The sequence below is a fragment of the Polaromonas sp. P1_F8 genome, assembly GCF_056405635.1.
Genome location: NZ_JBFUBS010000001.1, coordinates 357948 through 372473, shown reverse-complemented (window position 1 = coordinate 372473; position 14526 = coordinate 357948). Strand labels below are relative to the sequence as shown.

The window sequence follows — 14526 nt, the reverse complement described above, 5'->3', positions numbered from 1 at the left end:
TAAGGCCCTGCGCCACGATAATTGGCGCATGACCATTCGCGAAATCCTCAAAATGGGCGACCCGCGGCTGCTGCGCGTGGCTCAGCCCGTGACCGCCTTCGACACCGACGAGCTGCACCTGCTCATTGCTGACATGTTCGATACCATGCGCGCTGTCAACGGTGCCGGCCTGGCAGCCCCCCAGATTGGGGTCGACCTGCAGTTGGTCATTTTTGGGACTGACACGGTCAACCCACGCTATCCCGATGCACCGGTAGTGCCCCGCACCGTCTTGCTGAATCCCTTGATCACGCCCCTGGGGCCTGAAGAAGAGGGCGGCTGGGAAGGCTGCCTTTCCGTACCTGGTCTGCGCGGCCTTGTGCCGCGCCTTTCACGAATTCGTTACAGCGGCTTTGACCAGTACGGTGATGCGATTGAGCGTTCGGTGGACGGTTTTCACGCGCGAGTGGTGCAGCATGAGTGCGATCACCTGATTGGCAAGCTTTATCCCATGCGCATCCGCGACTTCAGCCAGTTTGGCTTTACCGAGGTGCTTTTCCCCGGACTGGACGCGTCGGACGACGACTGACCGAGGGAACCTCGAAGGGTACACTGAAGCTGATCGAGGGCTATTTCGCCCCGCCAGAGCGTGTTGTACGCAAGGAAAGCTTCCGGATGTCGCACGCTCCCGTCTCGGGAGCAGTTTCCATCATCGGAGCTGCTTCGCCACCTCCCTACCAGCTGAAATTTGAAACCGTGAGCGGCAGCGGCGACGACCTGCAACTGCGCTCCTTGCTGGACCGCCAGCAATTCCATGATCCCCTCGGCGAGGCTGAACGCGAAGGCATTTCCTCGTCGGCTTGGCCGATATTCGGTTTGCTCTGGCCCTCGGGCCGTGTGCTGGCCCATGCCATGCTGACCTTTGAGCTGGAAGGCAAGCGCATTCTGGAGCTCGGTTGCGGCCTGGCGCTAGCCAGCCTTGTTGTGCATCGCCGTGGTGGCGACATCACGGCGAGCGACTGTCATCCGCTGGCGGCGCAATTTCTGCTGGAAAACCTCAAGCTCAACCATTTACCCGCGATGAAATACCAGACGGGCAACTGGTCGCGCGCGAACCCGCTGCTGGAACGCTTTGACCTGATCATCGGCAGCGACGTGCTGTACGACCGTGGCCAGCCGGAGGTGTTGTCGCAGTTCATCGAGCTGCATGCGCTGCCGCACACCGAAGTGCTGATTGTCGATCCGGACCGCGGCAACCGGGCCAGCTTCAATCGAAAAATGGATGCACTGGGTTATTCGCGCACCGAGACGCGCGTGACCGAATTGCCGGCCGGCGGCAGTTACAAGGGGCGGCTGTTGCAATACCTGCGGAAACCAGTCGCCTGAAGCTTCAGGTATTGAGCGCTTCGAGCAATTCAGTCTCGATCGCGATCTGCGCCTTGTTGTGCTGCAGCTCCGGTCCATCGATCAGGAAGGTATCTTCCACGCGCTCACCCAGCGTGCTCACCTTGGCCAGTTGCAGGTTGATGCGGTGACGGGCCAGCACCCGTGCGATGCGGTAGAGCAGCCCGACCCGGTCGCTGGCCGATACGCTGAGCAACCAGCGCTGGGCTTTTTCATCGGGTCGCAGGTCCACGCGCGGAGCGATCGGGAAACTCTTGACCCGGCGCGACACACGGCCTTTACTCGGAGGCGGCAGAGGCCCGGGGTTCTCGATGGTGCGATCCAGTTCGGCCTCCACCATGGCCGCCAGTTCGCGGTAGTGGTCGGCCAGTGTGGGGCTGACCACCTGGAAGGTGTCCAGCGCATAACCATTTTTCGCCGTGTGGATCTTGGCGTCCAGGATGCTGAAGCCGGCTTCGTCAAAGTAGCCGCAGATGCGCGCAAACAGATCGGGCGCGTCGGGCGTGTAAACCAGCACCTGCATGCCTTCACCCGCCGACGAGCGGCGCGCGCGAACAATCGCCTTGGCCTTGCCCACATGCCGTGACAGCTGGCGTGCATGCCAGGCAATGTCGGAGGCCTCATGGCGCATGAAATAGCTGACATCCAGCGTATCCCACAGTGCCTTGTGCGCCTCGAAAGGTTCAGCGTGCAGGGCCAGCGTGGTCAGGGCTTCGCGCTTGCGGGCCTCCACCTCGGCATCCGCGTCGGGCGCGCGGCCACCCAGCACGCGCAGCGTGTAGCGGTACAGGTCTTCCAGCAGCTTGCCTTTCCAGGCGTTCCAGACCTTGGGGCTGGTGCCGCGGATGTCGGCCACCGTCAGCAGGTAGAGCGCTGTCAGATAGCGCTCGTTGCCCACGCGTTTGGCAAACGCGGCAATTACTTCGGGGTTGCTCAGATCTTCCTTCTGGGCGATGCGGCTCATGCTCAGATGTTCGCCCACCAGGAATTCGATGAGTTTGGAGTCTTCGGCGCCAATACCATGCTGGCGGCAAAAAACGCGCACGTCCTTGCAACCCAGCTCGGAGTGGTCGCCGCCGCGGCCCTTGGCGATGTCGTGGAACAGCGCAGCGATGTAAAGAATCCATGGTTTGTCCCAGCCGGCCGCGAGCTGCGAGCACATCGGGTATTCGTGCGAGTGCTCGGCCATGAAGAAACGCCGCACGTTGCGCAGAACCATCAGGATGTGCTGGTCCACCGTATAGACGTGGAACAGGTCGTGTTGCATCTGCCCGACGATCTTGCGGAAGATCCAGAGGTAACGGCCCAGCACCGAGGTCTGGTTCATCAGCCGCATGGCATGCGTGATGCCCTCGGGCTGCTGAAGGATGCGCCGGAAGGTGTCGCGGTTGACCGGATCGCTGCGGAACTTGCTGTTCATCAGTCCGCGGGCGTTGTACAGCGCGCGCAGGGTACGCGCAGACAGGCCCTTGATGCCCACGGTAGTCTCGAACACCAAAAATGTTTCGAGGATGGCATGCGGCTCGCGTGCGTACAAGTCATCGCTGGCCACCTCCAGCATGCCGGCCTTGTCGTAAAAGCGCTCGTTGATGGGCCGTAGCGGGTAGGTGTTGGGGTTGAGCCGTTCTTCGATATTGAGCAGCAGGATCTGGTTGAGCTGGGTCACGGCCTTGGCCGCCCAGTAGTAGCGCTTCATCACCGCCTCGCTGGCGCGGCGCGGCACCTTGCTTCCGTCGTCGGCTTCGGCGGAATAGCCGAAGGACTCGGCCACGGCGGTCTGCAGGTCAAACACCAGGCGGTCTTCACGCCGGCCGGCAATCAGGTGCAGGCGCGCGCGTATCAAGCTCAGCAAGGCTTCATTGGCCTTGATCTGCCGCACTTCAAAGGCCGTAGCCAGGCCGTTGCGGGCCAGGTCGTCCCAGGATTTGCCCAGGCCGGCGGCCCGTGCCACCCACAAAATCACCTGCAGGTCGCGCAGTCCACCCGGGGATTCCTTGCAGTTGGGCTCGAGCGAGTAGGGGGTATTTTCGAACTTGTTGTGGCGCTGGCGCAGCTCCAGCGTCTTGGCCACGTAAAAAGCCTGCGGGTCCAACACGACGGCCAGCCGGTTTTGCAGCTGCAGGAAGTTCTTTTTGGACCCGGCGACCAGGCGGGCTTCAAGCAGCGAGGTCTGCACCGTGACGTCCTTGGCCGCTTCTTCGACACAGCCGGAAATCGTCCGTACGCTGGAGCCAATTTCCAGGCCTACGTCCCAGCAGGCGCCGATGAAGCTCTCCACCTTGGCCTTGAGGGCCGGGTCGCCATCGATGTTGGCGCTGTCCGGCAACAGCAGCAGCACGTCTACATCCGAATGGGGAAACAGCTCGCCACGGCCAAAGCCTCCTGCGGCCACCAGGCAGGCGGAAACCGGAAAGCCGGCCCGCTGCCAGAGTAGCTGCAGGGTCGCGTCGGCATGGCGGGCGAATTTTTGCAGCAGGCTGTGGATGCCGCGGGACGAGGCGCCGCTGGCGGCCAGCGTGGCGAGGAGGGCGGCTTTCCCCGCTTTGTATTGCTCGCGGACCGGGGCCAGCTCGATCATCGCGGAGCTCGCAGGGTCAGAAAGTGCGCGGGGCGCCACTGTGCGCCTGGCTCAGGCACTGACAGCGGCTTGGGCAGGGCTGCTTTGCGGGACAAACGCCGGGATGGGCGGGCTGCCGGCGGACAGGGTCAGTACCTCATAGCCGGTTTCGGTCACCAAAATGGTGTGTTCCCACTGGGCGGACAAGGAGTGGTCGCGCGTCACGATGCTCCAGCCGTCTTTCTCGGGGCCGTCCTTGATATCGCGCTTGCCGGCATTGATCATGGGTTCGATGGTGAAGGTCATGCCCGGTGTGAGCTCTTCGAGCGTACCGGGACGGCCGTAGTGCAGCACTTGCGGTTCTTCGTGGAATTTTTGACCAATTCCATGGCCGCAAAACTCGCGAACCACGGAAAACCCCTGTTTTTCGGCAAAAGTCTGGATCGCAAAGCCGATATCGCCCAGCCTGACCCCGGGCTTGACGCGCATGATGCCCTGCCACATGGCTTCATAGGTCACATGGCAGAGCCGCTTGGCCGCAATGGAAGCTTCGCCAACCAGGTACATGCGGCTGTTGTCGCCGTGCCAGCCGTCCTTGGTGATGACGGTCACGTCAATATTGACAATGTCGCCTTTTTTCAACGGTTTGTCGTTAGGAATGCCATGGCAGACCTGGTGGTTGATGGAGGTGCAAAGCGACTTGGGATAAGGCACATAACCGGGAGGGCCGTAGCCCAGGGTGGCCGGAATGGTGCCCTGGACCTGGGTCATGTAGTCATGGGCCAGCCGGTCTATTTCATTGGTGGTGACGCCCGGCTTCACGAAGGGGGTGAGGTAGTCCAGAACCTCGGAAGCAAGCCTTCCCGCCAGGCGCATGCCTTCAATTCCTGCGGCATCTTTGTAAGTAATACTCATGGCCCTGATTATCCCACCGCTCCCGGGCACATGCATTTTCAGCATGGGACCAAGGGGCTTTGGTTCTGAACCGAATGTGGCCCGAAAGGATCGCAAAAGTGCCCGGGCGCACCGGCAGCAAACCGGGGAAGGCCTTCAGTCGCTGATAAAATTACGGGTTAACGCTAGCCCGTTAAACCCAACAGCCATGCGCTGCCCACCTCCCATTACAAGGCCACCGCTACCGTGACCCTGCACCTGACGACTTTTGAGGGCGAACCCCACGGGATCAGCGCCCTCAGCGACTTCCGCGTCCAGCAACTCCTTCCCCGCCTGCAAGCCATCCACGACAAGATCGTGGGCATCAGCGCCCGGTTTGTGCACCTGGTGGCGACTGAATCACCCCCCTCAGATGCCGCCCGGACCCAGCTCGCAGCGTTGCTGACCTACGGTGAGCCTTGTGCGGTGATTGCCGGCAAGGCCGACGACGCCCTGGTTTTCATCGTTTCTCCGCGCTTCGGCACGGTTTCGCCCTGGGCTTCAAAAGCCACCGACATCGCCCACAACTGCGGCCTGGCCGTCAAGCGCGTTGAGCGCATCACCGAGTACCGCGTTACGCTGAAATCGGGCTTTTTCAGCAAAACTGCCCTGACCGACACCCAGCGCGAGCAGGTAGCGGGCCTGCTGCATGACCGCATGACGGAAAGCGTGATGTTCGACCGCGCGCAGGCCGCCGGCCTCTTCACCGAATTGCAAGGCGCGCCCCTGCAGACCATTGACGTGCTGGCAGGCGGCAAGGCCGCGCTGGAAAAGGCCAATGCCGAGTTCGGCCTGGCACTGGCGGCCGATGAAATCGACTACCTGGTCAATGCCTTCTCTCAGCTCAAACGCAACCCGACCGATGTCGAGCTGATGATGTTCGCCCAGGCCAACAGCGAACATTGCCGCCACAAGATCTTCAACGCCGACTTCACGATTGACGGCGTGGCGCAGGAGAAAAGCCTGTTCGGCATGATCCGCAACACCGAAAAGCTACATCCCCAGTACACGGTGGTGGCTTATTCGGACAACGCTTCGGTCATGGAGGGCTATAAAACACAGCGGTTTTATGCCAAAAACGGTGCCGTATCGGCCTCCAGCCCAACAGGGACGGGCGCAAGCAGCTATCAAACTTATAGCGCCACCGATGACGTGTTGATGCACGTGCTGATGAAAGTCGAGACGCACAACCATCCCACGGCTATTTCTCCCTTCCCTGGCGCTTCGACCGGTGCAGGCGGAGAGATTCGCGACGAGGGCGCGACCGGCCGCGGCTCCAAGCCCAAGGCGGGCTTGACGGGTTTCACGGTGTCCAGGCTGTTTGACGACGCTGCTACTGCTTATGGCAAGCCCGAGCACATCGCCAGCCCGCTGCAGATCATGACCGAAGGCCCGTTGGGTGGCGCGGCCTTCAACAACGAGTTCGGGCGGCCCAACCTCAACGGCTACTTCCGCGAATATGAACAAACCGTCGGCGGCCAGCGCTGGGGTTATCACAAGCCCATCATGATTGCGGGTGGCGTCGGCACGATTGACGCGGCGCTGACCAAGAAGATCCTGTTCCCGGCAGGCACGCTGCTGATCCAGCTGGGCGGCCCCGGCATGCGCATCGGCATGGGCGGCAGCGCGGCCAGTTCCATGGCTTCGGGCGCCAATGCGGCGCAGCTCGACTTTGACTCGGTGCAGCGCGGCAACCCTGAGATTGAGCGCCGGGCCCAGGAAGTCATCAACCAGTGCGCCCAGCTGGGCGGGGCCAACCCCATCCTGGCCATCCACGACGTGGGCGCCGGCGGTTTGTCCAATGCCTTTCCTGAGCTGGTGAATGACGCCGGGCGAGGTGCGAAGTTTGATTTGCGTGCCGTACCACTGGAAGAAAGCGGCCTTTCGCCCAAGGAAATCTGGAGCAACGAAAGCCAGGAGCGTTATGTGATGGCGGTTGCGCCCGAATCACTTTCGCAGTTCCAGGCTTTTTGCGAACGCGAGCGTTGCCCGTTTGCTGTGATCGGTGTGGCTACCGAAGAGAAGCAACTGGTGCTGTCAGACAAGGAGGCCGCACCTCCCGTGGATATGCCCATGAATGTCCTCTTGGGCAAGCCGCCCAAGATGCACCGTGACGTGAAATCCGTCAAGCACATCGTCAAGCCTATAGACCTGACCGGTGTGGACCTGCAGAAAAGCGCGATTGCGGTGCTTAGCCACCCGACCGTCGCCTCCAAGCGCTTCCTGATTACCATCGGCGACCGCACCGTGAGCGGCCTCACGCACCGTGACCAGATGGTCGGCCCCTGGCAGGTGCCGGTGGCTGATTGCGCCGTCACGCTGGCCGACTACAGCGGTTTTGCCGGCGAGGCCATGAGCATGGGCGAACGCACGCCGCTGGCCACCGTCAACGCCGCCGCCTCCGGCCGCATGGCGGTCGCCGAGGCCATTACCAACCTGCTGGCGGCACCGATTGAGCTGCCGCGCGTCAAGCTGTCGGCCAACTGGATGGCCGCATGCGGCGAACCCGGCCAGGACGCAGCGCTGTACGAAACCGTCAAAGCCGTGGGCATGGAGCTTTGCCCGGCGCTGGGCGTGTCGATTCCCGTTGGCAAGGATTCCTTGTCCATGCGCACCGTGTGGAGCGACGGCGCTGACAGCAAGAAGGTGACCTCGCCTGTGTCGCTGATCGTGAGCGCGTTCGCCACGCTGCCCGACGTCCGCGGCACGCTGACGCCGCAATTGAATCGCGATGAAGCCGACAGCACACTGATCCTGATCGACCTGGGCAAGGGCCAGAACCGCATGGGCAGCTCCATCCTCGCGCAAACGCTGGACAAGGAAGAGGGCGACGTGCCCGACCTGGACGATCCGAAAGACCTGGTCAACCTCGTCAATGCGATCAATGCGCTGCGCAGGGAAGGCCGGCTCATGGCCTACCACGACCGCAGCGACGGCGGCCTGTTCGCCGCGGTCTGCGAAATGGGTTTTGCCGGCAACGTCGGCGTGTCGCTCAACATCGACATGCTGCTGGTCGAAGGCGACGGCATTTCCGACAGCCGCATGGACACGGGCGACAGCAAGAACTGGGCAAGCCAGGTCGGCGCGCGCCGCGAAGAGCTCACACTCAAGGCGCTGTTCAATGAAGAGCTGGGCGCCGTCATCCAGGTGGCCACGTCTGCGCGCAACGAAGTCATGCAGATCCTGCGCGAGCATGGCCTCTCCAAATTCAGCCACTTCATTGGCAAGACGCGCCCGCAGCACGCCTCGCTCGAAGTCGGCAAGGGCGAGATCCAGGTCTGGCGCGACACCAAGGCCGTGTTCTCGGCCAAGCTGCAAGACCTGCACCAGGTCTGGGATTCGGTCAGCTGGAAGATCTGCCAGCAGCGCGACAACCCGGACTGCGCCCATAACGAACATGCGGCCACCGGCAACCCTGCCGATCCGGGCCTGCACGTTGCGCTGACGTTTGGGCCCGCCAAAGTGCTCGCGGCCCCGGCGCTGAATCTCTCTGCAAGACCACGCGTGGCAGTGCTGCGCGAGCAGGGCGTCAATTCGCACATTGAAATGGCGTATGTCTTCACGCAGGCCGGCTTTGAGGCCTGCGACGTGCACATGACCGACCTGCAAACCGGCCGTGCCAAGCTTGCCGACTTCAAGGGCATCGTCGCCTGCGGCGGTTTCAGCTATGGCGACACCCTGGGCGCAGGCATTGGCTGGGCACGCTCCGTCACCTTCAACCCGGTGCTGTCCGAAGAGTTCAAGGCCTTTTTCGCGCGCCAGGACACCTTCGGCCTTGGCGTGTGCAACGGCTGCCAGATGTTTGCCGAGCTGGCCGACATCATCCCGGGCGCCGAGGCCTGGCCGCGCTTTACCACCAACCGCAGCGAGCGCTTCGAGGCGCGCCTGAGCATGGTCGAGGTGCTGGAATCGCCCAGCATCTTCCTGCAAGGCATGGCCGGAAGCCGCATGCCGATCGCGGTCGCGCATGGCGAGGGCTATGCCAATTTCGCCTTCCGCGGCGATGCGTCCAAGGCGATTGCGGCAATGCGTTTCACCGACAACGACGGCAAGCCGACGGAAGCCTATCCGGCCAACCCCAATGGCAGCGCCGGCGGCCTCACCGCCGTGACCACGGCTGACGGCCGCTTCACGGCCATGATGCCGCACCCCGAGCGCGTGTTCCGCAACATCCAGAAGAGCTGGACTTCAGGCAATAGCAGCGAGCACAGTCCGTGGATGAGCCTCTGGCACAACGCGCGCAAGTGGGTGGGGTGAGTCTTTGGCGTTAGCGGGTAGAGGGCGGGGCGACCGCCGCGCCCTCAATGCCATGGCGCGCCAACGCTGTGGCCACAAATCCCGAAGCCTTCATCTCTTCGACAAATGCCGCCAAGTAGCGCGCACCGGCCTCGCGCCCCTTGGGCAGGCCCATGGCCTGGTTGATCACCATGAAGCGCCCCGGTAGCAAACGCACGCCCGTTATGCGTTTAGCGTCAGCCTCCAACTGCTGCTTGACGCCGGCCGCCACCTCGATGTTCTGCGCGACCATCACATCGGTCACCGCCGGTGAGGTGGGGGCCTTCACCAGCCTGGCCGCTTTCAGTTCACGGGTCAGATAGAGATCGTAGGCACTGCCGTTGCCGACCACGACGCGGTTGGCCACCTGGTCCACCTCTTCATTGCGTTGTATCGGCGAATCCTTGCGCACCAGGTACGCGCCCTCGATGATCACGTAGGGCGGCGTCTGCAACATGTCTGCGCCGCGCACCGGGTCTATCGCGACAAAGGCGATGTCAACCTGCGCATCCCTGACCGCTTCGACCACCTTGCCGGCCGATGTGAAGGTCACCAGTTCCACCGGCACGCCCAGGCGCTTGCCGAGTTCGTTGGACAGATCCACCGAGACGCCGCGCGGTGAACCGTCCGGCATGCGGACCGCCAGTATGGGGTTGCCGAAATTGATGGCGGCCCTGAGCTTGCCGGAAGGCGCCAGTTCGGCGACGGGCGCCAGCGGCTTGGTGGCGCAGCCCAGCAGCGCGAAAGCAGCCAGCGCCAGCACGGCCAGTGCGGCAAGCCACCACCACAAGCCGTTCGAGCTGCTCACCTGGCCCGGGGACAGTCCTTCGCTCGCGCCAGATCCCTCGCCAGCGCCCGGTCCGATGCCCCCGGCTTCCACCGCATCCTTGGCTTCCTTGAGCCCCATGCCCGTCAGTCCTCGCAAGCGCCGTACCGCCTCTATTTTGTTGCCCCGGTCCAGCGCCTCTTGCACCTGCGCGGGCAGGGGCGCGCCGGCGGGCAAGGCCCTGGGCGCGAAGCCGGTGGCCGGCGGCTCGCCGCGCATATGGGCTTCCAGCGCGTCCTTGGTTTCCTTCAGGCCCAGGCCGGTGCCGGCGCGCATCAACTGGATGGCTTCGACCAGGTTGCCGCGCTGCAAGGCATCCTGCACGGGTTGGGGAAGACTGGGGGCGGAAAGAGGATTGGGCTCGGTCATGTGCGCCTCGACTGTGGGGAAAGGGATGAGGAAAAAGCAAGGCGCTTGCTCACAGAGCCTCTGGAGGAATGTGAGCCATTGGAACGGCCGCCAGCACCCTCGTCAACCGGCAATTCACGTAATTCGTCCTGATCGGTGAGCCTCAAGAAAAAAGCAGCCAAAAGGCTGCTTTTTCAGGAAGGCAAGGCGGGCAGGGCGCTCGCAGCGATGTGCCGCTTACTCGACCTTGGCTTTTTTGCGCAAATCTTCCTGGAACGCCGCCAGTTTTTGCTGCTGCATTTGCTGGGCGATCTGGGGCTTCACTTCCTCGAAGGAAGGGAGCTGGGCCGTACGGATGTCGTCCACACGAATGACGTGATAACCGAACTGGGTTTTCACCGGGGTATCGGTGGTCTGGCCCTTGTTGAGCTTGACCAGTGCCTCGGTGAACTCAGGCACATAGCTGGAAGGGTTGGCCCAATCCAGGTCGCCGCCCTTCGCACCGGATCCGGGATCCTTGGACTTCTTCTTGGCGATGTCATCAAACTTGCCGCCCTTTTTCAGGCTGGCAATGATCTCTTTGGCCTCAGCTTCCTTTTCAACCAGGATATGGCGGGCCTTGTATTCCTTGCCGCCATTGGCTTCGGCAAATTTGTCGTATTCGGCCTTCAGCTCGACATCGGTCACCGGATTCTTCTTCTGGAAGTCAGAAAACAGCTCGCGGATCAGGATGGTCTGGCGCGCCAGTTCCATTTGCACCTTGACGTCGTCGCTGGAAGACAGGCCCCGCTTTTCCGCTTCCTGCATGAACACTTCGCGCGCAATCACTTCCTCGCGAAGCTGGCCTTCCATCTCAGGCGTCACTGGCCGGCCAGACTTGGCGACCTGCTGCGCAAGCGAGTCCAGGCGCGATTTGGGAACGGCCTTGCCATTGACGATGGCCACGTTCTGCGCCATGGCGCCTTGTGCGCCCAGTGCGAGCAGTGCCGCCACGGCGGCGCCGAGTAACAGATGTTTCTTCATGATGTTTTTGTAGTCCTTTTGGTAATGCTTGAAAACGTTTGGCAAGACATGCTGGCGTTGCCATGGCTCTGTGCCGAGCCCTGGGAAAATCAGTGCAGATTCAGGGTGACTCGATGACTTCAATCGCCAGGGCATGGAGGCCCTGATCAATGAAATTTTGCATTGCATCATACACAAGCCGGTGGCGCGCCACCCGGCTCTTGCCGGTAAAGAGCGGGCTGGCAATGCGGATGCGAAAGTGGGTGCCAAAACCTTCGGCGTGGGCGCCCGAATGACCGGCATGCGCAGCGCTCTCGTCCAGCACCTCCAGCCGGGTGGGCTGAAGCCGCGCCTTGAGCTGCTCCTCGATCTCATGGATGCGCACGGGCAGGGCGCTGGAAACGCCGGCGTTCATGGTGTGGTGCCTGGTTTGATGTGCTTGTTCAGGTACACCGCCTGCGCAAGCACAAACACCACCATCAGACCCAGGCCGCCAAACAGTTTGAAGTTGACCCAGGTGCTGGTGGAAAACGTGAAGGCCACCCAAAGATTGAGCAGGCCCATCACGGCGAAAAAACCAACCCAGCTGAAATTGACCACGCGCCAGATGTGATCAGGCAAGTTCATTTGCGCGCCCATCAGCGATTTGATGCCATTTTTCTTCCACACCAGCTGACCCAGCAGCAGTGCACCGCCCATCACCCAGTACAAGACCGTGGGCTTCCATTTGATGAAGCTCTCGCTATGGAAATAGATGGTGGCGCCGCCGAGCACCGTCACCAGCCCCAGGCTGATCCACAGCATGGTGTCGACTTTCTTGCCGCTTACCTTGAGCCAGAGGATCTGGGCCAGCGTGGCAACGATCACAACCACGGTGGCCAGCAGCACTGGCGCTTCTGCCGCACCCACCACCCCCCCGGAAACCATAAAACCCAGCCACTCTGTGGCTGTAGCGGCAGCCCAGTCCTTGTTGCCTTCGGCGTACTTGAACATGCCGAAGAAAAGGGCGATCGGCAAAAAGTCGAAAAGAATTTTCATAAACAGATTATCGCGGGGTAAAAGAAGCGAAAGAGCTCACTGGCGTTGGGTCCCGAATTAGCAAGCATGAGCCGCGGAACCGGCTTTGCCGGGCCGCAGGCGGGCGGCCCCCTCGGGGGGCAGGAAGCTACGCGCAGCGAGCGACCGTGGGGGCTTCACTTCTTCTTGAAATCAAGCGCTGCCGAGTTCATGCAGTAGCGCAGGCCTGTGGGAGACGGCCCATCGGGAAACACATGGCCCAGATGCGCGCCGCAGCTGGCGCACACGGTTTCGGTGCGCACCATGCCGTGCTTGCGGTCCACAATTTCCTCGATCGCGCCCGGCACGGCTTCTTCTGAAAAGCTGGGCCAGCCGCAACCCGCATCAAACTTGGTTTCCGACTCAAACAGTTTGGCACCGCAGCAGATGCAGTGGTAGCTGCCGTCGGCCCAGACGGCTTCGTATTTGCCGGTGTAGGGGCGCTCGGTGGCGGCGTGGCGCGTGACTTCAAAGGCCGCAGGCTCAGCGCCTTTTTCGGCCAGCAGGGCCTTCCACTCGGCGTCGGTTTTCTGGATCTTCGTGCTCATGTCTGTTCCTGGCGTGAGTTGGCGGAGGTGTTACGAACTGCAACTGATTTCAATGGACGAGGCCCAGTCTGGGGGGAAATCCGCAAAGCTCTCGTGCCCCGGGTGCTCATCAAATGGGGCCTGCAGCAAGGCAAGCAAGGTGTCGACCCCGGAAAAGTCTTTTAGTTTCGCGGCGCGTATGACTTCTTCGCCCAAATGGTTGCGCAGAACGAATTTCGGGTTGTTCTTGAGCATCAAATCGGCCCGCAGCCCTTGATCCACCTGCGCGAGTCGCTCTGAATACTGTAGCGCCCAGGCATTGAAGGATTCCCGGTCAAAGAACAGGTCACGCAGGGGCTCATGGCCGCTTTGTGCCGTGAAACCATTCAGGCGCCGCCAGAAGATGGTGTAGTCCACCTTGTTGGTGGCCAACAGTTTGAAGGTGTTGTCCACCAGAGTCTTGTCCTCGGGCTGCTCGTCCGCCAGGCCAAGTTTGCTGCGCATTCGGGCCTGCAATGCCTCAGGGAACACGGTTTTGTAGGGTTCCAGGGCTGCAAGCGCCTGCTCCTGGTCTTCAATCAGCGGCAGCAATGCCTGCCCCAGGCAAAACAGGTTCCAGTAGGCCATGTTCGGCTGCTTGTTGTAGGCGTAGCGGCCCTGGGTGTCCGAATGGTTGCAGATGTGGCCAGGATCAAACGCATCGAGAAACTGGAACGGGCCATAGTCAATGGTCAGCCCCAGGATGCTCATGTTGTCGGTGTTCATGACGCCATGGCAAAAGCCTGCAGCCTGCCACGCAGCCATAAGGTGCGCGGTCTTTTCGCTGACGGCCTCCAGCAGCGCCGCATAAGGTTGCTTTGCCTCGCGGCAGGCGGGGTAAAACCGGTCGATGACATAGTCGGCCAGCACCTTCAGCTGCGCATGCTGGTCGTTGTAACTGAAATGCTCGAAGTGGCCGAAGCGGATGAAGCTTGGCGCGGTGCGGGTCACCACGGCGGCGGTCTCGATCTCCTCGCGCCGCACGGCCGCATCGGAGCCGGTAACGCACAGCGCCCGCGTGGTCGGAATGCCCAGGCCATGCATCGCTTCCGAGCACAAAAATTCGCGAATCGAGCTGCGCAGTACAGCCCGGCCATCGCCCATGCGGGAGTAGGGTGTCTTGCCGGCACCCTTGAGCTGGATTTCCTGCGGCCCGCGCGGAGTACTGAATTCGCCCAGCAACAATGCACGGCCGTCACCGAGCTGCCCGGCCCAGACGCCAAACTGGTGACCGCTGTAGACGCTGGCCAACGGCTCGGAGCCGGGCAGGACGCTATTGCCGGTCAAGGCTTCCAGGGCTGCCTGTGATTCAAGCCATTCTGTGCCCAGCCCCAGTTCGTGCGCCATGCTGCGGCTGCGGCCAACCCAATAAGGATCTGGCAGGGGCTGCGGCCGCAAGCGGGTGTAGAAGTCGCCACCCAGTTGAGCGAAGCTGTTGCTCCAGGTCAGCGAGGTACCGGCAGAGGAGCCCGCATCGTCGGGCGCCGGAAGGTTTGCAGAGGTCATCGGCAAATTGTCCCCTACCTGACATGAACCCGTGATTTCACGGGCAATCCCGCATGACTGTCATGGTGCGCTGC

At 62.1% G+C, this 14526-nt stretch carries 11 protein-coding genes; 3 read left to right on the top strand and 8 right to left on the bottom strand.

The features are described 5' to 3' along the window. Positions 1-28 precede the first annotated feature (28 nt). Positions 29-568, top strand: a complete 540-nt coding sequence (gene def, locus AC1D1J_RS01785; protein ID WP_457280842.1) for a peptide deformylase — start codon at positions 29-31, stop codon at positions 566-568. Between the two features lie 86 nt (positions 569-654). Next, a complete protein-coding gene (locus tag AC1D1J_RS01780; protein WP_477686293.1) occupies positions 655-1365 on the top strand; it encodes a class I SAM-dependent methyltransferase in 711 nt (236 codons plus the stop codon). A 4-nt stretch (positions 1366-1369) separates the two neighbouring features. Here the strand turns inward: AC1D1J_RS01780 and AC1D1J_RS01775 are convergent, their stop codons facing one another. After that, on the bottom strand, positions 1370-3961 hold the full coding sequence (locus AC1D1J_RS01775) for a [protein-PII] uridylyltransferase (RefSeq protein ID WP_477693728.1): 2592 nt from the start codon (positions 3959-3961) through the stop codon (positions 1370-1372). Positions 3962-4012: 51 nt separating this feature from the next. After that, positions 4013-4855 (bottom strand): type I methionyl aminopeptidase, encoded by an 843-nt coding sequence (gene map, locus AC1D1J_RS01770; RefSeq protein ID WP_457280845.1) that lies wholly within the window; start codon positions 4853-4855, stop codon positions 4013-4015. Positions 4856-5080: 225 nt separating this feature from the next. Here map and purL point away from each other — a divergent pair, with 225 nt between their 5' ends. Beyond that, positions 5081-9130, top strand: a complete 4050-nt coding sequence (gene purL / locus AC1D1J_RS01765; protein WP_477693727.1) for a phosphoribosylformylglycinamidine synthase — start codon at positions 5081-5083, stop codon at positions 9128-9130. 10 nt (positions 9131-9140) lie between these two features. Here the strand turns inward: purL and AC1D1J_RS01760 are convergent, their stop codons facing one another. The 6 genes from AC1D1J_RS01760 to AC1D1J_RS01735 form a co-directional block, all read right to left on the bottom strand. Then, positions 9141-9884, bottom strand: a complete 744-nt coding sequence (locus AC1D1J_RS01760; RefSeq protein WP_477694457.1) for an ABC transporter substrate-binding protein — start codon at positions 9882-9884, stop codon at positions 9141-9143. A 675-nt stretch (positions 9885-10559) separates the two neighbouring features. Next, positions 10560-11345 carry a peptidylprolyl isomerase gene (locus AC1D1J_RS01755; RefSeq protein ID WP_477693726.1) on the bottom strand — a complete coding sequence of 262 codons (786 nt, stop codon included), beginning with the start codon at positions 11343-11345 and terminating at the stop codon, positions 10560-10562. Positions 11346-11445: 100 nt separating this feature from the next. Then, positions 11446-11739 carry a BolA family protein gene (locus tag AC1D1J_RS01750; RefSeq protein ID WP_477693725.1) on the bottom strand — a complete coding sequence of 98 codons (294 nt, stop codon included), beginning with the start codon at positions 11737-11739 and terminating at the stop codon, positions 11446-11448. Then, positions 11736-12362, bottom strand: coding sequence for a septation protein A (locus AC1D1J_RS01745; protein ID WP_477686298.1), 627 nt, complete (start codon positions 12360-12362; stop codon positions 11736-11738). Before AC1D1J_RS01745 ends, AC1D1J_RS01750 begins: the two co-directional genes overlap by 4 nt. A 155-nt stretch (positions 12363-12517) precedes the next feature. Beyond that, the gene (msrB, locus tag AC1D1J_RS01740) at positions 12518-12928 is read right to left on the bottom strand and encodes a peptide-methionine (R)-S-oxide reductase MsrB (RefSeq protein ID WP_477648405.1); all 411 of its coding nucleotides are present in this window, start codon (positions 12926-12928) and stop codon (positions 12518-12520) included. A 30-nt stretch (positions 12929-12958) separates the two neighbouring features. Beyond that, on the bottom strand, positions 12959-14452 hold the full coding sequence (locus AC1D1J_RS01735) for a protein adenylyltransferase SelO (RefSeq protein ID WP_477693724.1): 1494 nt from the start codon (positions 14450-14452) through the stop codon (positions 12959-12961). Between the last annotated feature and the right edge of the window lie 74 nt (positions 14453-14526).